Here is a 17149-nt window from a genome sequence, read left to right on the forward strand (position 1 = left end):
TGGATTAGAATTACAGTCTCAAAACATTTCTGCTTTGTTGTACTCAATCCTCTTTATATTAAACTTTGCATAACTAAAATCGCCTTGTTTTAATCTCCATAATACTTCAAAGCTTGTGGGGACTTTTACATTATTGAGCTCTTCATACCCAGCAATCTTAATTATCCAAGTTTCTAAATTTTCTTTATCCATATAGCGTTTAGTTTCCATTTGGATGATTTCACCAACTTCATTAAATGTGATAATGAAAAACAATTCAAGACCGTTATAATTGAACGTTAGTTTTGCAGAGTTTGAATCGATTGCCATCCACTTCAATCGTTCGCCAGGCAATAAATTGGTAGGATACAAAACACTTTCGCCAAGCCACCTCAGCAGTTCGCCTTGGTCGTATTCTTCTCCTTTAGCATCAACAACTTTAAATACAGAAAAAAGTAAAACGACCAACCTCCCTTTATCGGCGATATACATGTCCCGGGCGGTAAACATGGCGGTAACACCTTTCCAGATAAAACCTGGCTTTTCTGTGGTTGCATATTGTTCTCCTTTTATATGTACCCACTTTTTATCCAACCCTGTTTTAAATTGGCCATCATGGGTAATTCTTGCATAGCTTATATAAGGTTGCCCTTCTTTTAAAATGTACTTGAAATAACGTTGCACAGGTTCGGGCAAGCCATAAATTTGTTCAGAATGAAATAGGTTACTGGATATACTTTCTGACTGCCCAAAGAGCGTTTTTACTTCTTTTTTGAATTGAATAGACAGAATTATTTTTCCAGTGATTAGAATCCATATAAAAAAACCCGCTATGATAAGTGCAATGATCATTATCTATTTTTTATCTGAACTATGTGCTTTCCATTTCCAGTTGAGAACTTCAGGCAGATCTTTGCCATGCTCACTAACATAATGTTTATGTTCAATCAATTTATCTTTTAATTGTTGTTTCAGGTAATCCCCCTTGCTTCCTAAATGTGGCAAACGATTTATGACATCGATTACCAAGTGAAAACGGTCAATTTCATTCTGTACTCTTAAATCAAAAGGCGTGGTAATCGTTCCTTCTTCTTTATAACCTCTCACGTGAAGTTCACGGTTGGCACGGCGATAGGTCAATCGATGCACCAACCATGGATACCCGTGAAAGTTGAAAATAATATGTTTGTCTTTAGTAAATATGGAGTCATAATCCCGGTCATTCAGTCCGTGGGGATGTTCTGAACTGGATTGTAGTTTCATCAAGTCAACGACATTCACCGTTCTTATTTTCACCTCCGGCAGATGTTCCCATAAAATCGAAACTGCAGCTAATGTTTCCAGCGTTGGCGTGTCACCACAACAAGCCATGATGACATCGGGTTCAGAATCCTGGTCATTACTTGCCCATTGCCAGATACCAATGCCTTCGGTACAATGCACCACCGCTTCATCCATAGTAAGCCATTGGGGAAGTGCATGTTTGCCCGCGACCACAACATTTACATAATGACGACTTCGCAGGCAGTGATCAATAATGGACAACAAACAATTGGCATCCGCTGGTAAATAAACGCGTACCACATCTGCTTTCTTATTAATGACATGATCCAGAAACCCGGGATCCTGATGGGTAAAGCCATTGTGATCCTGTTGCCATACATGAGAGGCCAACAAATAATTTAAGGAAGCAATCTTCCTGCGCCAGGGCAGTTCCAAGGTTACTTTCAACCATTTCGCATGCTGGTTGAACATCGAATCAATGATATGGATGAACGCTTCGTAGCAATTAAACAAGCCATGTCTTCCCGTCAAAAGATAGCCTTCCAGAAACCCTTCGCATTGATGTTCACTCAACATAGAATCGATCACCTCACCAGAAGGCGAAAGAAATTCATCATACTCTTCGGTACGTGCGTCCCATTGACGATTGGTAGTTTCAAAAATGGCTCCAAGGAGGTTCGACATCGTTTCATCTGGACCGAACACACGAAAATTGTGGTTATCGCGGTTCAGGATAGCAACATCCCTTAAAAAATTAGCAAGTACCATGGTATCCTGCCCCATTACTGCTCCAGGTGATGGTACCTGCAGGGCATGTTTATGGAAATCTGGCATGTGAAGGGCTTTCAGCAATCCACCTCCGTTCGTATGCGGATTAGCACCCATCCTACTGGTGCCCTTTGGTGCCAGTTCGGCGAGTTCGGCGTTAAGCGTTCCTTTTTCATCGAACAATTCTTCTGGCTTATAGCTCTTCATCCAACTTTCTAAAAGTTGCACGTGATCAGGATGATCTGCGTCTATTAGAATCGGAACCTGGTGGGCACGAAACGTACCCTCAATTTGCAAACCGTCAACTTTTTTAGGGCCCGTCCATCCTTTGGGAGATTTTAGAACAATCATCGGCCATCGTGGTCGGGTGTTATCATTGGTGCTCCTTGCATGCTTTTGAAGTTCATGAATATCTTTAATCACTTTATCAAGTGTAGAAGCCATCAGTTCATGCATGGTTTCAGGATCATCGCCTTCCACAAAATAAGGCGTCCATCCACAGCCTTTAAAAAACTGCTCCAATTCATCGGCTTCAATACGTGCTAGTAATGTTGGATTACTGATTTTATAGCCGTTTAAATGAAGAATGGGCAATACAGCGCCATCGGAAATAGGATTCAGTAATTTATTGGATTGCCATGACGTGGCCAATGGTCCTGTTTCCGCTTCGCCATCGCCCACCACGCAGGCTACGATGAGCCCAGGATTGTCGAAAGCTGCACCAAAAGCATGGCTTATTGAATAGCCCAGTTCTCCGCCTTCATGAATAGATCCAGGTGTGGTTGGTGCCACATGACTCGAAATGCCGCCTGGAAAAGAGAATTGTTTGAACAGCTTTTTCAAACCCGCTTCGTCCTGTGTGATGTTTGGATAAACTTCACTCCAAGTGCCTTCTAAGTACACATTGCCAACAATAGCTGGGCCACCATGTCCCGGTCCTGAGATATAAAACATATCGAGGTCCTGTTCTTTTATCACTCGGTTGAGATGGACATAAATGAAATTTTGTCCGGGCGTTGTGCCCCAATGCCCAAGTAACATAGGCTTAATATGCTCCAGTTTTAACGGTTCTCTTAAAAGTGGGTTATCATAAAGATAAATCTGTCCGACTGACAAATAATTCGCTGCACGCCAATAGGCATTCATTTTATGAAGTAAATCTGATGATAAGGTTTTATCTGGTGTATTTATAACTTCTTTTTCCATAATATTTATTTTAGAATGGTCTTTTCATTCTTTAATTCCCCCCTAATGTTCTGCATTTTGTTTTACTTTCAGCATACTTGCATTAATAGCAACAAAGACTGTACTAACCGCCATCAAAGCCGCACCTGCTGCGGGGCTTAATAATATTCCCCAATGATATAATACACCTGCAGCTAATGGCAGTGCAACCACATTGTAACCGGTTGCCCATATTAAATTTTGAATCATCTTTCGATGTGTGGCTTTGCCAAACAAAATTAAACTCACGATGTCGTTCGGATTACTGTTAACTAGCACAATACCTGCGGTTTCTGCTGCTATATCGCTACCACTCCCTACCGCAATGCCAACATCGGCCTGGGCAAGCGCGGGCGCATCATTTACACCATCGCCAGTCATTGCTACAAACTCGCCCTTGCTTTGCAATTCTTTTATCTTATCTAATTTTTGATCCGGCAATACTTCTGCGATAAAACTATCCATGCCCAATGTTTCGCTGACACTTTTCGCAACCTTATTATTATCGCCCGTTAATAATATTGATTTGATGTTTTCCTCTTTCAATGTGGCAATTGCACCTGCCGATTCGGGTCGTATTTCATCTGATAAAGCAATATATCCTGCCAGCACATCGTTGATGATCACAAACACAACAGTATCCGTGTCATTCGTTTTAAAGCCATCCGGAATAGCAATATTTTTTTCTTTTAAATACCCCGGACTCACAACCTGCATTTTTTTCCCTTCAACAGTTGCTTCAACACCTTTGCCCGTAATGGCATTAAAGTTTTCAGTGGCAGGCACTGCGAGCGATAAACTTTTAGCTTTTTGTAAAATACCAGTGGCGATTGGATGTTCTGACTTTTGCTCCAATGCAGATGCAAGCCTTATCAATTCATTTTCGTCGATATCTTTTTGCAGTGATACTATTTTGGACACTTCAAATTTCCCTACAGTCAGCGTTCCTGTCTTATCAAAAACAACCGTGGTAATCTTTCTTGAATTTTCAAAAGCCGTCCTATTTTTGATGAGCAACCCATTTTTTGCCGCCAGCGAAGTTGATTTCGCTACTACTAATGGCACAGCAAGGCCTAAAGCATGCGGACAACAGATTACAATTACAGTTACCATTCTAGCCATGGCAAAATCCAGTGGCTGACCGGTCAAATACCAATATAAAAATGTGGAAATTCCTGCTACGAGTGCGATTATAGTTAACCATTTTGCTGCTTTATCGGCCAACAATTGTGTTTTGGATTTGGCTTTTTGCGCGTCATCTACTAATTTTATAACCTGTGAGAGATAAGAATCCTTTGATGCATGTGATACTGTAATCTTAATAGAACCATTCCCATTGATAGCGCCCGCAATTACTTTGTCACCTACTATTTTTTTTTACTGGCTTTGATTCTCCGGTTAACATCGATTCTTTCAGATAACTTTCACCTTCTGATATGATACCATCGGCCGCAACTTTTTCGCCTGGTTTGACAAGAATGATATCATTTTCTTTTAAGGTATCCGTTTTTACATCATTTAGTTTATCTCCAGTTACCATGTGCGCTTCTGAAGGCATCAACTGCACTAATAATTCCAGTTCTTTGGAAGCTCCAGCAATGGATTTCATTTCTATCCAATGCCCGAGTAACATGATGAGAATAAGGGTGGCCAGTTCCCAATAGAAATCCATTCCTTTTAAACCAAAAACAGTTGCTGTGCTGTAGATGTACGCCACCGAAATAGCAAATCCTATAAGCGTCATCATCCCCGGGTTCTTTTCTTTTAATTCACTTACCAACCCTTTTAAAAAGGGCCATCCACCGTAAATAAATACAACGGTCGATAATGCAAATAGAATATATGAAGATCCTGAAAACTGCCAGTTGACACCCATGAATTTCTGTATCATAGGGGAAAGCAGCACGATTGGAACAGTAAGAATCAAAACGAGGTAAAACCGTCCTTTAAAATCGGCAATCATCATAGCATGGTGGTCATGGTCTGCATGCCCCATTGGAGGATTATCTCCATGTTGTGTATTACCTGGGTTCATTTTTGAATGATCAATCTCTTCCTCTTTAACATTTTCATGTTCCATCTTATTTTATTTATTAGTTCTTAAATCATACAAATATTGGATACCAGGAAGCCTTTGATCAATCAATGGTAATTTTCATTGATTGTTCATACATTCTCAAATTTTTTTCTTTCACTAATTTTAGAGACTCGCTTTTAAAGTTTTTGGGGTATAGATTTGACCACCAACCAATATATCCAGAAGTAGATTTGGCATTTTATTATGGGATAACTTTTAGTATTTGAATGAAGAGATTTTGTTATTTCGATAAAAAACAGCAACCGCAATTCGGTTTATTATGAAACCTAATTATTTTCTTCTTCGATACCAGGAAGCCCCCCAGACTATGGCAATAAGAATGATAAGCATAAAAAACCACCACCCCATGTGCATTCCTCCGTAATAATACTGTTCATTATTGTGCATCATAATTATAATTTTTTAAGGATTGTATTAAACAATTCGATCAGTTATGCATTCCTCCCATTTTTCCCATGCCATTCATCATATTATTACCCATCATATTCTGCATCATTTCCATCATTTGTGGATTTTGGGACATCGTTTTAATCATTTCGGACATCATATTGGTATTTCCCTTAGCTGTTTCCATCATGGCTGATAGCATATTCTGCATCAACTCGGGATTATTTTTTAACATATTCATCATGGAACTTTGATCGCCCAACGTCGTCATTTGATGTTGCTGCAACATCATCTTACCATTTTTGTTATTCATCATTATGCCAATCATTTCGTTCGACATCATGCTATCGCTTGCAATTTTATTCATGATTTCGTTTCTTATGTCTTTATTTAAAAGATCTTCTGCCTGAGTTGATTTGGACTGGCATGACAAGAACAGGACTAATGAAGTGACTGTCAATACTATTACTCTTAGTGTTTTCATTTTATTTTCTATTTTAATTATGAAATTATTTTAATTCTAATAGAAAGGTACGCACCATAGCTTATTTTTTTATTGCATATTTAATATTAATAGTTATATCATTAACACATTTTATTTTATGCTCGTACCTTCGATTCTAATTGAACAAATCAAAATTCTGCAACACCTGTTTACCATTATCGATACTCCATTAGTTTTCAAAATACGAGCATTGACTTTGCCGTTATTCATCGAAAAAATCTTTAGCGTTCATTACTGTGCAATTTTCAGATATTGAAAAACAGGCACCTTCACCACATCTACAAAAAATGCTGAAACAATCGCAACTCCCAGCACTTGAAGCACTACCAAAAGCGATAATGGCGCCATCAACAAACCAAAAACGGCCAAGGCTGAAACGATCAATATATCGGCAATGGACGATAAAACAACCCAATAGCTTGGATGTGGCGCAGACCACAACCACCCGCGGGAACGAACGGCATACATGGATGCCTGATGGCTAAACACAATGGCTAAAAAGGCTAATGTTTGTAAGGCTTCGATATCCAGCACTAAATAAAATTTCCCGAAGAGTAGCACAACAATGCAGTAAATCAACTCTGCAACACCTATGACAACACCCGCTATCGTAAGATTACCTATCCGCCAAGCATTTGGCAGTTGAGACGCTTGTACATGATCGGTTGTTAATGACATGCCTAGAAAATCGCCAGTAATCATGATGATCACCATCAGCATAGGCGTTAAAAATCGAATGTCCGGTAACCAACAAACCGAATACTAGAAAAAATTCCTGCACGATCTTGCTCCGCACCGAATTAATGGTATATATGAGAATCCGCTGAAAGATGACGCGGCCTTCCTTTACGGATGCAACAATCCCTGAAAGCCCTGGCTGGGTCAGTACGATACCTGCCGCCGATTTGGCCACATCGGTTGCAGTTGAAACCGCAATTCCCATCTGGGCTTGTCGCAACGCCGGAGCATCGTTCACGCCGTCGCCACACATGCCAACCGTATGGCCGCTTTTCTGATATGCTTTGACAAGTGCAAACTTATCTTCCGGTAGAACCCATGCTAAAACTGAAAAGGTTTCTGGTTTTATATTTGCAGGAATGGGTCCCGGCGGACAAATAATTCCGTCCAAACCCACGGCATGGGCGACTACGACTGCCGTTTTGGGCGCATCACCTGTGACCATTACCATACGCACGCCCAAAGCCTTCAATTCATTCACCAAGTCCTTTGAATCAGCACGAGGAGGGTCGCTAAGCGCAATGAATCCCATAAAGGTCATTGTTTCTGGAGCGCCGGAAGCCACCGCCAAGACTCGAAAGCCATTAACCTCGAGTTCATTAGCTGTTGCTTCATCAGTTGGAGATGGCTCGGTCAATTTAATGATTGTTGCAAACGCTCCTTTTACAGCACGCGTTGAAACGCCCTTGACATCAGTGTAAGTTGCTTCAGACATTTTATTGGCGGGATCAAAAGGTATGAACTCGAGTAACTTTGGCGGATTTTCTAATAGTTTTATTGTCGCGGCATCATGAATTGCCGCATCGACTGGATCCTGTCCGCCATCAGAACTGGCCAGCGCTGCCATTGACAAAACATCAACCTCATTGAAGCCAGGCATTGGACAAACCTTAACGACCTTGAGTTCATTGCTGGTTAAAGTCCCCGTTTTATCTGCACAAAGCACATCCATAGTAGCCGCTTCATCCACAGCTGATAAACGTGTTGGAAGCACATCCTGTTTTGCCAAAGCCCTTGCCCCTCTTGCGGCCGCCAATGTAAATGTGGCGGGAAGTGCCACAGGAATAGCCGCTAATACAGCAGTTAAACTCAGCAAAATAATTTCTTTTAAAGGCATGGCATGGAGGTGCGCATAAATCACCATAAATATGATAAGTGAACCGCTAATCATCGCTAGATTACGGACGATATGAAGCACCGCTTTTTGCTGTGTACTCACCACATGGGCGGTGCGCACCAACTCAGCCGTTTGTCCGAATTTAGTTTTAGTTCCTGTTGCTATGACCTCTGCCACAGCTTCCCCCCGTCGGATTAATGCGCCGGCATAAGTCTGAACACCCGCTCCCGCTTAAATGGGTATAGATTCGCCCGTGAGCATGGACTGATCGATCAAAACTTCACCGGAAATAAGCGTCAAATCTGCACAGACAATAGCACCTAAAGATAGTTTGACAATATCGCCAAGAACAACTTCTGCAGCAGCGATCATCTTCCAATTCCCATCGCGTTTCACTGAAGCCGTAAGCGCCAAACGGGATTTTAAGGTTACCAACGTTGCCTGAGCCTTTCCCTCCTGAAAATAGCTCAGCGCCGCATTGAAAATTAACAGACAAGCGATGATAATGGCTCCGATATAATTACGCAATACTAATTCGAGAATGATTGCCGCTTCCAACAAACAAGGAATTGGCGCCCAGAATTTGCGCAACACCTCCCGTAACGGATGGACCGTGGTGTCTGGCATGGCATTGGGACCAAATTGCTTCATACGCTGTTGTGCCTCGATTGTGGTCAGGCCTGCTGGAGATGATCCTTCAAACTGCGTACTCGGTTTCTGTGCTTCTGTTGCCATGTCTATTTCATTTTAGCTGATGGTCTTTATCAAGAATATCATAAACCAGTTTCGCAATCATCACTTCCTCATTGGTGGGGATGACATATACTTTCACTTTACTCTTTTCTGTGGAAATCAGGGTTTCGTTCTTCATATTATTGACCTCATCCAATTCGATTCCGAGGAAGGCAAGGCTGTCACATATTTTAGATCTTACCTGAGGTGAATTTTCTCCAATACCGCCGGAAAACACAAGGATATCCAAGCCTTCAAGTACCGCGGCAAAGGCACCGATCCATTTTTTTGTTTGATAGCAGAAGAATTTAATGGCTTCGGCGGCACGGCTGTCTGTAGCTTTATGATCCATTAATTCCCGCATATCGGCGCTTGTTTCCGATATGCCCAACAAACCTGATTCCTGATTGATCAGATGACTGAATTCCTTTGGCGTCAACTTTTCATGTTGCATTACATACCAGGCAACTCCGGGATCGAGATCGCCAGTTCGCGTCCCCATCGGCAATCCGGATGTGGGCGTAAAACCCATGCTGGTGTCCATACTTTTACCGTTCTTTACCGCTGCAATACTTGCACCACTGCCCAGATGCGCTAAAATTATTTTGCTTTTCGCAGCTTCATTTCCTATTAAATTTTTGAGTTCTTCCATTAGGTATGCATAAGAAAGTCCGTGGAAACCATAACGCCTGATTCCCATGTCATAATAGCGTCTGGGAATGGATAACAACTTTGCGTTCATTGGCATGGACGCATGAAAAGAAGTATCAAAACAGGCCATTTGTTTTATGTTTGGATAGCGCTTTTTAAAGAGTTCTATCAATTTAATTTCTTCGGGTAAATGGTCGGGATCGAAGGCACTGATCTTTTTCAATTCATATAATAGATCATCGGAAATTAGTTCCGGCTCGGTATGCTCCATGCCATGGACAACGCGATGCCCAATTGCGACCACCGAAGTAAAATCCTGTAAACATTCCAACCAGGAAATTAAATGATGTGCAGCCTGCTCGTGATGATTCGCTTCAACATCAAAACTATTTTTTTGTTGGCTAAGTGCCACCGTATAATGGAGTTTGGCCCTATTGGTTCCGATATTTTCTATTGCGCCATATATAAACTGCTCAAGAGACTCCACGATGCTGTTCAAAGAAAATTTGATACTGGACGAACCGCCATTAATGGTTAATATACAAGGACCTTTAGTCATGTGTGCTATTTTATTATACGTGCATAATCAGCCATAGCGAGTGCTAGAAGTTATTTCATTTTGATAATTATTTTCCCTTTGGCACGCCCCGACTTTTGATAGCGCAAAGCCTCTATAGCTTCCGAAAATGGAAAGGTTTTATCGATTACGGGTTTTACAGCCCCCTCTTCTGCCAATTTCTGAATATCTTTTAAATTGTGACGGTTTGGCATCATGAACATCAACTTGTAGTAGGCTGATTTCTTATTAATTAGTTTTGTTATTTTAAGTCTTTTAAAATAGAGATATAAGCGCGCAATGACGTTTAGTCCCATTTCCTTTGCGGTTTCATCATCCACTGGGCCCACCAAAGTGACCACTTTACCTTCTTCTTTTATAACACGGAATGCGTCCAAGGTGTGTTCTCCTCCAAGCGTATCATAGACGATATCGACGTCTTTTACAATATCCAGATAATTCTCGGTTTTATAATCTATGACCCTATCGGCACCTAGATCCTTTACCCAGCCCACATTAGGGGTGCTTGTGGTTGTATAAACATAAGCGCCTCTGCTTTTGGCATATTGAATAGCAAACGAACCGATACCTCCTGAACCGGCATAGATCAATACCTTATCGCTAGATTTCAGATCTGCTTTTTCAAAAGCCTGAATCGAAGTAAGGCCCACCATAGGTAAAGCGGCCGACTGTTCAAAATTGAGATTGGTGGGCTTCAACCAAACCATAAGGTCATCGACAGCTACAAATTCCGCAAAAGTACCTCGGCAACTTTGCGGTACACTGGAAAAAACCTCATCGCCAACATTTAAACCGGCCACATCGGAACCTTTTTCGATGACAACTCCAGCAACATCATACCCAATACCTGTGGGGAATGATAATTTTATGACGCGTTTTAAATGGCCTTCAATAATTTTAAAATCGATAGGATTTGTGCTTGCGGCGTACACTTCTATCAATACCTGATTTTCTTTTATTTTTGGTCTTTCAACGTCGTTAAATGCCAAATTATCCTGCACGTCTCCGTAGCCTGTTATTTGTAATGCCTTCATAGTTGTTGTAATTTGTTTTCTATTTTTAAAACTGCGTATTGCTTTTTTAGACCCTAAGTTTTCCGGATCTCCGTAAGATAATTACATGAGCAAATCTTATTTTGATGGTCCACATACAGGGATTTTATGAGTGTTTTTTCTGTTTGCAGATTTCAAGGCAACTAGCTTATTTTATGTCGACAATCGCTCAGCAGATATTTGTGAGGCCAAATTTCGTCGTAACATTACGATCATTCGTACCATATCTATATAATGGTTATTTAAGAAGCACTTGTCTTTTCAAGTCCTCTTAAAATGTCTTTAGATTCTGGAATGATACGTTTTGAGCCTATTCAATAACCTGTATAATAAAGGTAGATTTCCGTTTGCTGTATGAATTACAAAGTCGGAAATAATAATTATAAGATTCTCACTTAAAGACGCTTAAACCATCTGAAAGAAAAATTGTTCTGAAATACTTTCGGAAAAAGTTAAGCAACAAGTTTTGAAGTAAATTTTAAAATGGATTGATCTCAAACAGATGCTTGGGCTAAGATCATTTGATGGGTAGAAAATGTAATAAATCAAAGTGAGTTTTGCACAACTTAAAATCGCGCATCTCACTTGACAAAAAAGTTTTATGAAATACTACCTTCTATGCAAATAGGTTTTGCTAAGAAGGCAGTATCAATATTTGTGAAATCATTTTGAAAACCCCTTTCATAAATTTTAGATGAGATTTACTGATTTATTCGTGCTAATTAGTGTCTAAAAAGGGAATCTTGTCTATTTGATGAAATCCCTAAATCCCACTTATAAAACTCCCATAAGGATCTTTGAACTGCATCCCTTCTGAAAATCTAAACTTGTTCAGTTGTTTGAATTCCACCAAAGCCCAAAGCACAAATTCTTTTACAAAATAACTGTCTTCTTTGGACAGATTAGGCTGATGTTCCTTCAATAAAACATCTAAAGGCGAAATGGAATCCAACAAGGCTTTATAGTCCTTATCCGTTAAATCATCTAATAGTTCAAAGCCATCCTTCTGATTAAAAAACCAGGATATAATATCGTCATAGGCTGTTTCTGAATCTTCTTTTTTCAGTTTTTCAATCTTGGGAAAAAACTCATCAAACAAACTTTTAACCGCCTCTCCAATTAAATTGTAAGCCACCACGGCAGCACCTTCCTGCTCACCTTCATAAACCAATTCTATTTTACCAGTTATGGATGGAATAATACCCACAAAATCACTCAAACGCACCATGGTTTTGTGATCTCCTGCTTTTAAGGCACGACGCTCTGCTGTACTCAACAAGTTTTCTAAAGCGGTAATGCTCAAACGTGCACTCACGCCACTTTTGGTATCTACAAAGTCGCTCTCTCGGGCCTCAAAAACAATCTGCTCTAATAAATCTCTTGCCAGATCAGGAATCGAAACCATCTCCTTCTGACTTTCCACTACTTTAGCTTCTTGTTCAGTAATCAATCGTGCGGTTTCAATGTCAATCGGATAATGGGTCAGAATTTGAGAGCCAATTCGATCTTTCAAAGGCGTTACAATACTGCCTCTGTTGGTATAGTCTTCAGGATTTGCAGTGAACAAAAATTGGATGTCCAAAGGCAGTCTCAACTTAAATCCTCTAATCTGAATATCGCCTTCCTGCAAAATATTAAATAAGGCCACCTGAATTCTGGCTTGTAAATCGGGCAATTCATTAATCACGAAAACACACCGGTTCGCACGCGGTATCATTCCATAATGAATCACACGGTCATCGGCATAACTCAATTTTAAATTCGCAGCTTTAATCGGATCCACATCGCCAATCAAATCGGCCACCGTCACATCGGGAGTGGCCAGTTTTTCGGCAAAACGTTCACTTCTGTGCAGCCAATAAATAGGTGTGTCATCGCCTTTTTCCTTGATCAATTCTTTGGCATATCTCGAAATGGGATTCAAAGGATCATCATTAATTTCAGAACCCTCCACTACCGGAATATACTCGTCCAAAAGATTCAACATCAATCGCGCCAATCGGGTTTTAGCCTGTCCGCGCAATCCTAATAAATTGATATTGTGGCGTGATAAAATAGCACGCTCCAATTCTGGGATGACTGTGTTTTCATATCCATGAACCCCTTCAAAAGTGGTTTCTTTGTTCTTTATTTTCCGAATGAGGTTGTCGCGCAACTCGTCTTTAATCGATTTACTTTGATAGCCTGCTTTTTTTAATTCGCCTAATGTTTTTATTTTTTCTTGTTTCATGTTTCTTGTTTCACTGACAAACCTTAACACTTCCGAACTTTCGGAATTTTTTTCAGTTAATCAGATGTTTATATTTTTTAAATCGAAAAGTCTTTGAAAACCTAACGAGCTACTTCAAACTTCGAGCTCCATACGTCGAGCTACGAACCTCTAATAATTACCCTCTACCATCTTTTTAACTTCCCCTAATCCGCTTTTTCCTATTCGTTTCATAATCCTCAAAAATCATTTCACCCAAACCTTTAAGTCCGGTGTAGAACGCCTTACCTTGATTAGCTTCTGTAAATTCCTTTACAAATCGCATCAAATACGGATCTTGCGCAATCATAAACGTGGTTATCGGAATGTGTAAGCGTCGTGCTTGCTGTGCCATAGCATAGCATTTATTCATGATATACGGATTTAAACCCGCACTGTCCTTATAATATTGTCCATCCGGAAGGCGTAAACAACTCGGTTTCCCATCGGTAATCATAAAAATTTGTTTGTTGGTATTCCGTTTTCTTCGCAGTAAATCCATAGCCAACTGTAATCCGGCAACGGTATTGGTGTGATAAGGACCAACTTTTAAATAGGGTAAATCCTTGATTTCAATTTGCCAGGCGTCATTCCCAAATACTATAATATCCAAAGTGTCTTTTGGATACCGCGTGGTAATCAATTCAGATAAGGCCATCGCCACTTTCTTTGCAGGCGTAATCCGGTCTTCACCATATAAAATCATACTGTGACTGATATCGATCATTAATACCGTGCTCATTTGCGATTTATGCAAAGTCTCCTCAACTACCAAATCATCTTCCGATAGCTTAAAGTCGCCAATGCCGTGATTGATTTGTGCATTTTTCAAACTCTCGGTCATGGACACTTTATCTAAAGCATCCCCAAATTGATACTCTCTGAAATCGCCTGTATGCTCATCGCCGATACCCGGACTTTTGCTTTTGTGATTGCCCTGACCACTGCGTTTGATTTGTCCGAAAATTTGATCGAGGGCTTGTTGTCGGATGGCGCGCTCGGTTTTAGCGGTAATCGCCATTCCTCCGCCATTGCCATCGGGATCAATTTCTTCTTTGATGAAACCTTTTTGCTTGAGATCTTCAATAAAATCATCAATGGTATATTCGGGCGTCGTTAATTTATATTCTTTGTCCAATTCGCGCAGCCAATCAATAGCTTCGTCAAAATCTCCAGAAGTGTGGGTTATCAACTCCGTGAAAATCTCAAAAAGCTTATCAAAAGGCGACTGAAAGGGTGCTTCGTAGGTTTTAAAGACAAAACCTTTACGTTTTAGATTCTTGTGTGTCATAGCTTCATAAAAATACGATTTTTTGTGCGACCTATAAATCTATTAACATCGATTTTGTAAATCGAATCATTCTGTTTTTTATTACCTTTAAGCCAACTCTCTGAAATAGAGAGATTAAATCGAATAACTCCTAATTTAAGAGTCTCTACTAATCAATCAAAACACTAAAACATGAAACACATTATTTTTGCACTTTCAATTCTGCTTTGCATTTCCTGCAAGGACAAAAAAGAGGAAAAAAAAGATACTGCCGTCAAAGTTGCGCAGTACACTATTGAACAATTTATGGACAACGAAGCCGTTAGCGGCGGAAGTTTTTCCTTTGACAATTCCAAAATCCTAATCTCAAGCAATCGCTCAGGAATCTTCAATGTCTACACGATTCCAACCTCTGGAGGCAGCTACACGCCTGTTACGGCATCGGACAGCACGTCCTATTTTGCGCAATCCTTTTTCCCGAACGATGACCGTATGTTATTATCGGCAGATGGAAATGGCGATGAAATCAGCCATATTTATTTAAGGGACACTAACGGAGTCATTACGGATTTAACGCCGGACAAAGGCGCCAAAACGGAGTTTTATGGTTGGGCCGATGATGGGCAGTCCTTCTATTTTGGATCCAATAAGATGAACCCAAAGTTTTTTGATGTGTATGAGATGGGTATTGCCGATTTCCGCGCCAAAATGATTTATCAAAACAATGACGGCTTGAATTTTAATGGCATCTCCAAGGATAAAAACTACATCGCCTTGGTACAATCTTTAAACACTAATGACAGCGACTTGTATGTTTATAACGTGAAGACAAGAGAAAAATCTAAAGTGAATAGCGATCAAAGCGGCAATTCAGCACAAGACTTTTATCCTGACAGCGCTTCACTTTTATACACCACAGATGATGGCGTCGAATTCTCCTATTTGATGAAATACGATCTCAGAACCAAGGAAAAATCAAATGTGCTTCAAAAGCCATGGGATATTACGGGCGCTGGTTTTACTAAAAAGGGGACATATATGGTCGTTTATGTGAATGAAGACGGCAAAAATGTAATTGAAGTCATCAATACGGCTACCAACATGCCTATTGATTTACCCAATTTTGGAGATCAGAGTATAACCAGCGTCAGTTTTAGTAGTGATGAAAAATGGATGAGCATGTATGTTGGTGGTTCGAATATGCCTTCCAATTTATATACCTATAATTTTGAAACTAAAGAACAACACCAATTGACCAACGTTTTAAATGAAGCCATTCGTCCAGAAGATTTGGTTACCGCCACGGTTGTCCGCTACAAATCGTTTGATGGTGTTGAAGTTCCTGCTATTTACTATTTGCCGCATCAAGCTTCAAAAGACAATAAGGTTCCTGCTATGGTTTGGGTGCATGGCGGTCCCGGTGGACAAACCCGTCAAGGATTTAGTTCCTTTATTCAATATATGGTCAATCATGGTTATGCGGTGTTAGCCGTAAACAATCGTGGCAGCAGCGGTTATGGCAAAACGTTTTATCAAATGGACGATTTAAACCATGGCGAAAAAGATTTACAAGATTGTGTGGAAGGTAAAAATTGGTTGGCTACACAACCGGAAATCGATGGGGACAAAATCGGCATTATTGGCGGCTCTTATGGTGGCTACATGACCATGGCAGCACTAACCTTCACTCCTGAAGAATTTAAGGTTGGCGTCAACATCTATGGAGTGACCAATTGGATCCGAACTTTAAAAAGTATTCCACCGTATTGGGAATCCATGAGAAAATCACTGTATTTGGAATTGGGAGATCCCTTTACGGCAGACTCTGTCAGACTTAAACGCATTTCTCCATTATTTCATACGGATAAAGTAACCAAACCTTTAATCGTTTTACAAGGATCTCAAGATCCAAGAGTGTTGCAAGTTGAATCCGATGAAATTGTTGCCGGTGTTCGCAAAAATGGCGTTCCTGTTGAATATGTACTCTTTGATGATGAAGGTCATGGATTTGTCAAAAAAGAAAATCAAATAGAAGCTTATAGCAGAGTGGTTCAATTTTTAGATAAATATTTAAAAAATCCATCTATGGAAAATAAGGAGAAAACTGAATAAATTAAACCATTAAGCAAGGTAAACTTTTCTTAATAGTCTTAATATCTTAAAGCTAACGGTTAAAAAAAAAATAACCATTAAGAAAAATATTAAGGAATTGAGAACATTAAGATTTTAGTTAAACACAACTTAATCTTCTTAATACCTTAATAACCTTTATGGTTCAAAAACTACCGTCATTAAAAAATAATATTAAGGAATTGAGGACATTCATTAAGGACTTAGTTAATAACAACACAACTTAATCTTCTTAATACCTTAATGATCTTAATGGTTCAAAAAATACAGCCATTAAGGAATTGAGCACATTAAGGACTTAGTTAATAACAACACAACTTAATCTTCTTAATATCTTAATGATCTTAATGGTTCAAAAAATACAGCCATTAAGGAATTGAGCACATTAA

At 39.9% G+C, this 17149-nt stretch carries 13 protein-coding genes; 1 reads left to right on the plus strand and 12 read right to left on the minus strand.

The genetic code is table 11. From position 1 onward, the window contains the following. Positions 1-18: 18 nt before the first annotated feature. The 12 genes from ACOH2D_RS09520 to ACOH2D_RS09570 form a co-directional block, all read right to left on the minus strand. Positions 19-831, minus strand: coding sequence for a DUF6544 family protein (locus tag ACOH2D_RS09520; protein WP_449535073.1), 813 nt, complete (start codon positions 829-831; stop codon positions 19-21). 3 nt (positions 832-834) lie between these two features. Further along, a complete protein-coding gene (locus tag ACOH2D_RS09525) occupies positions 835-3237 on the minus strand; it encodes a phosphoketolase family protein (RefSeq protein WP_449535074.1) in 2403 nt (800 codons plus the stop codon). A gap of 42 nt (positions 3238-3279) precedes the next feature. Next, complete coding sequence (locus ACOH2D_RS09530) at positions 3280-4626, minus strand: heavy metal translocating P-type ATPase (protein WP_449535082.1); 1347 nt, start codon at positions 4624-4626, stop codon at positions 3280-3282. Next, positions 4616-5335 carry a P-type ATPase actuator domain-containing protein gene (locus ACOH2D_RS09535; protein WP_449535075.1) on the minus strand — a complete coding sequence of 240 codons (720 nt, stop codon included), beginning with the start codon at positions 5333-5335 and terminating at the stop codon, positions 4616-4618. Before ACOH2D_RS09535 ends, ACOH2D_RS09530 begins: the two co-directional genes overlap by 11 nt. A 445-nt stretch (positions 5336-5780) precedes the next feature. Next, complete coding sequence (locus ACOH2D_RS09540; RefSeq protein ID WP_449535076.1) at positions 5781-6224, minus strand: hypothetical protein; 444 nt, start codon at positions 6222-6224, stop codon at positions 5781-5783. A gap of 252 nt (positions 6225-6476) precedes the next feature. Then, positions 6477-6779 carry a hypothetical protein gene (locus ACOH2D_RS09545; RefSeq protein WP_449535077.1) on the minus strand — a complete coding sequence of 101 codons (303 nt, stop codon included), beginning with the start codon at positions 6777-6779 and terminating at the stop codon, positions 6477-6479. 82 nt (positions 6780-6861) lie between these two features. Next, on the minus strand, positions 6862-8277 hold the full coding sequence (locus ACOH2D_RS09550; protein WP_510172138.1) for an HAD-IC family P-type ATPase: 1416 nt from the start codon (positions 8275-8277) through the stop codon (positions 6862-6864). Positions 8278-8331: 54 nt separating this feature from the next. Next, entirely contained in the window at positions 8332-8835 is a 504-nt protein-coding gene (locus tag ACOH2D_RS18275) for a P-type ATPase actuator domain-containing protein (RefSeq protein ID WP_510172139.1), read from the minus strand. Between the two features lie 7 nt (positions 8836-8842). Further along, positions 8843-10042 carry an acetate/propionate family kinase gene (locus ACOH2D_RS09555; protein ID WP_449535078.1) on the minus strand — a complete coding sequence of 400 codons (1200 nt, stop codon included), beginning with the start codon at positions 10040-10042 and terminating at the stop codon, positions 8843-8845. Between the two features lie 50 nt (positions 10043-10092). Beyond that, complete coding sequence (locus ACOH2D_RS09560) at positions 10093-11094, minus strand: NADP-dependent oxidoreductase (RefSeq protein ID WP_449535079.1); 1002 nt, start codon at positions 11092-11094, stop codon at positions 10093-10095. A gap of 781 nt (positions 11095-11875) precedes the next feature. Next, positions 11876-13342 (minus strand): magnesium chelatase, encoded by a 1467-nt coding sequence (locus tag ACOH2D_RS09565; protein ID WP_449535080.1) that lies wholly within the window; start codon positions 13340-13342, stop codon positions 11876-11878. A gap of 175 nt (positions 13343-13517) precedes the next feature. Then, positions 13518-14651 (minus strand): vWA domain-containing protein, encoded by a 1134-nt coding sequence (locus ACOH2D_RS09570; RefSeq protein ID WP_348035442.1) that lies wholly within the window; start codon positions 14649-14651, stop codon positions 13518-13520. 171 nt (positions 14652-14822) lie between these two features. On the opposite strand from ACOH2D_RS09570, the gene ACOH2D_RS09575 reads away from it, so the two are divergent. Further along, on the plus strand, positions 14823-16742 hold the full coding sequence (locus tag ACOH2D_RS09575; protein ID WP_348035443.1) for a S9 family peptidase: 1920 nt from the start codon (positions 14823-14825) through the stop codon (positions 16740-16742). Positions 16743-17149: the final 407 nt, after the last annotated feature.

The organism is Gelidibacter sp. (assembly GCF_053579655.1).

What these genes read in the sequence shown, in the direction of transcription:
- ACOH2D_RS09560 (WP_449535079.1), bottom strand. Translation starts at nt 11,094, where the DNA reads ATGAAGGCATTACAAATAACAGGCTACGGAGACGTGCAGGATAATTTG.
- ACOH2D_RS09565 (WP_449535080.1), bottom strand. Translation starts at nt 13,342, where the DNA reads ATGAAACAAGAAAAAATAAAAACATTAGGCGAATTAAAAAAAGCAGGC.
- ACOH2D_RS18275 (WP_510172139.1), bottom strand. Translation starts at nt 8,835, where the DNA reads ATGGCAACAGAAGCACAGAAACCGAGTACGCAGTTTGAAGGATCATCT.
- ACOH2D_RS09540 (WP_449535076.1), bottom strand. Translation starts at nt 6,224, where the DNA reads ATGAAAACACTAAGAGTAATAGTATTGACAGTCACTTCATTAGTCCTG.
- ACOH2D_RS09555 (WP_449535078.1), bottom strand. Translation starts at nt 10,042, where the DNA reads ATGACTAAAGGTCCTTGTATATTAACCATTAATGGCGGTTCGTCCAGT.
- ACOH2D_RS09570 (WP_348035442.1), bottom strand. Translation starts at nt 14,651, where the DNA reads ATGACACACAAGAATCTAAAACGTAAAGGTTTTGTCTTTAAAACCTAC.
- ACOH2D_RS09520 (WP_449535073.1), bottom strand. Translation starts at nt 831, where the DNA reads ATGATCATTGCACTTATCATAGCGGGTTTTTTTATATGGATTCTAATC.
- ACOH2D_RS09535 (WP_449535075.1), bottom strand. Translation starts at nt 5,335, where the DNA reads ATGGAACATGAAAATGTTAAAGAGGAAGAGATTGATCATTCAAAAATG.
- ACOH2D_RS09525 (WP_449535074.1), bottom strand. Translation starts at nt 3,237, where the DNA reads ATGGAAAAAGAAGTTATAAATACACCAGATAAAACCTTATCATCAGAT.
- ACOH2D_RS09575 (WP_348035443.1), top strand. Translation starts at nt 14,823, where the DNA reads ATGAAACACATTATTTTTGCACTTTCAATTCTGCTTTGCATTTCCTGC.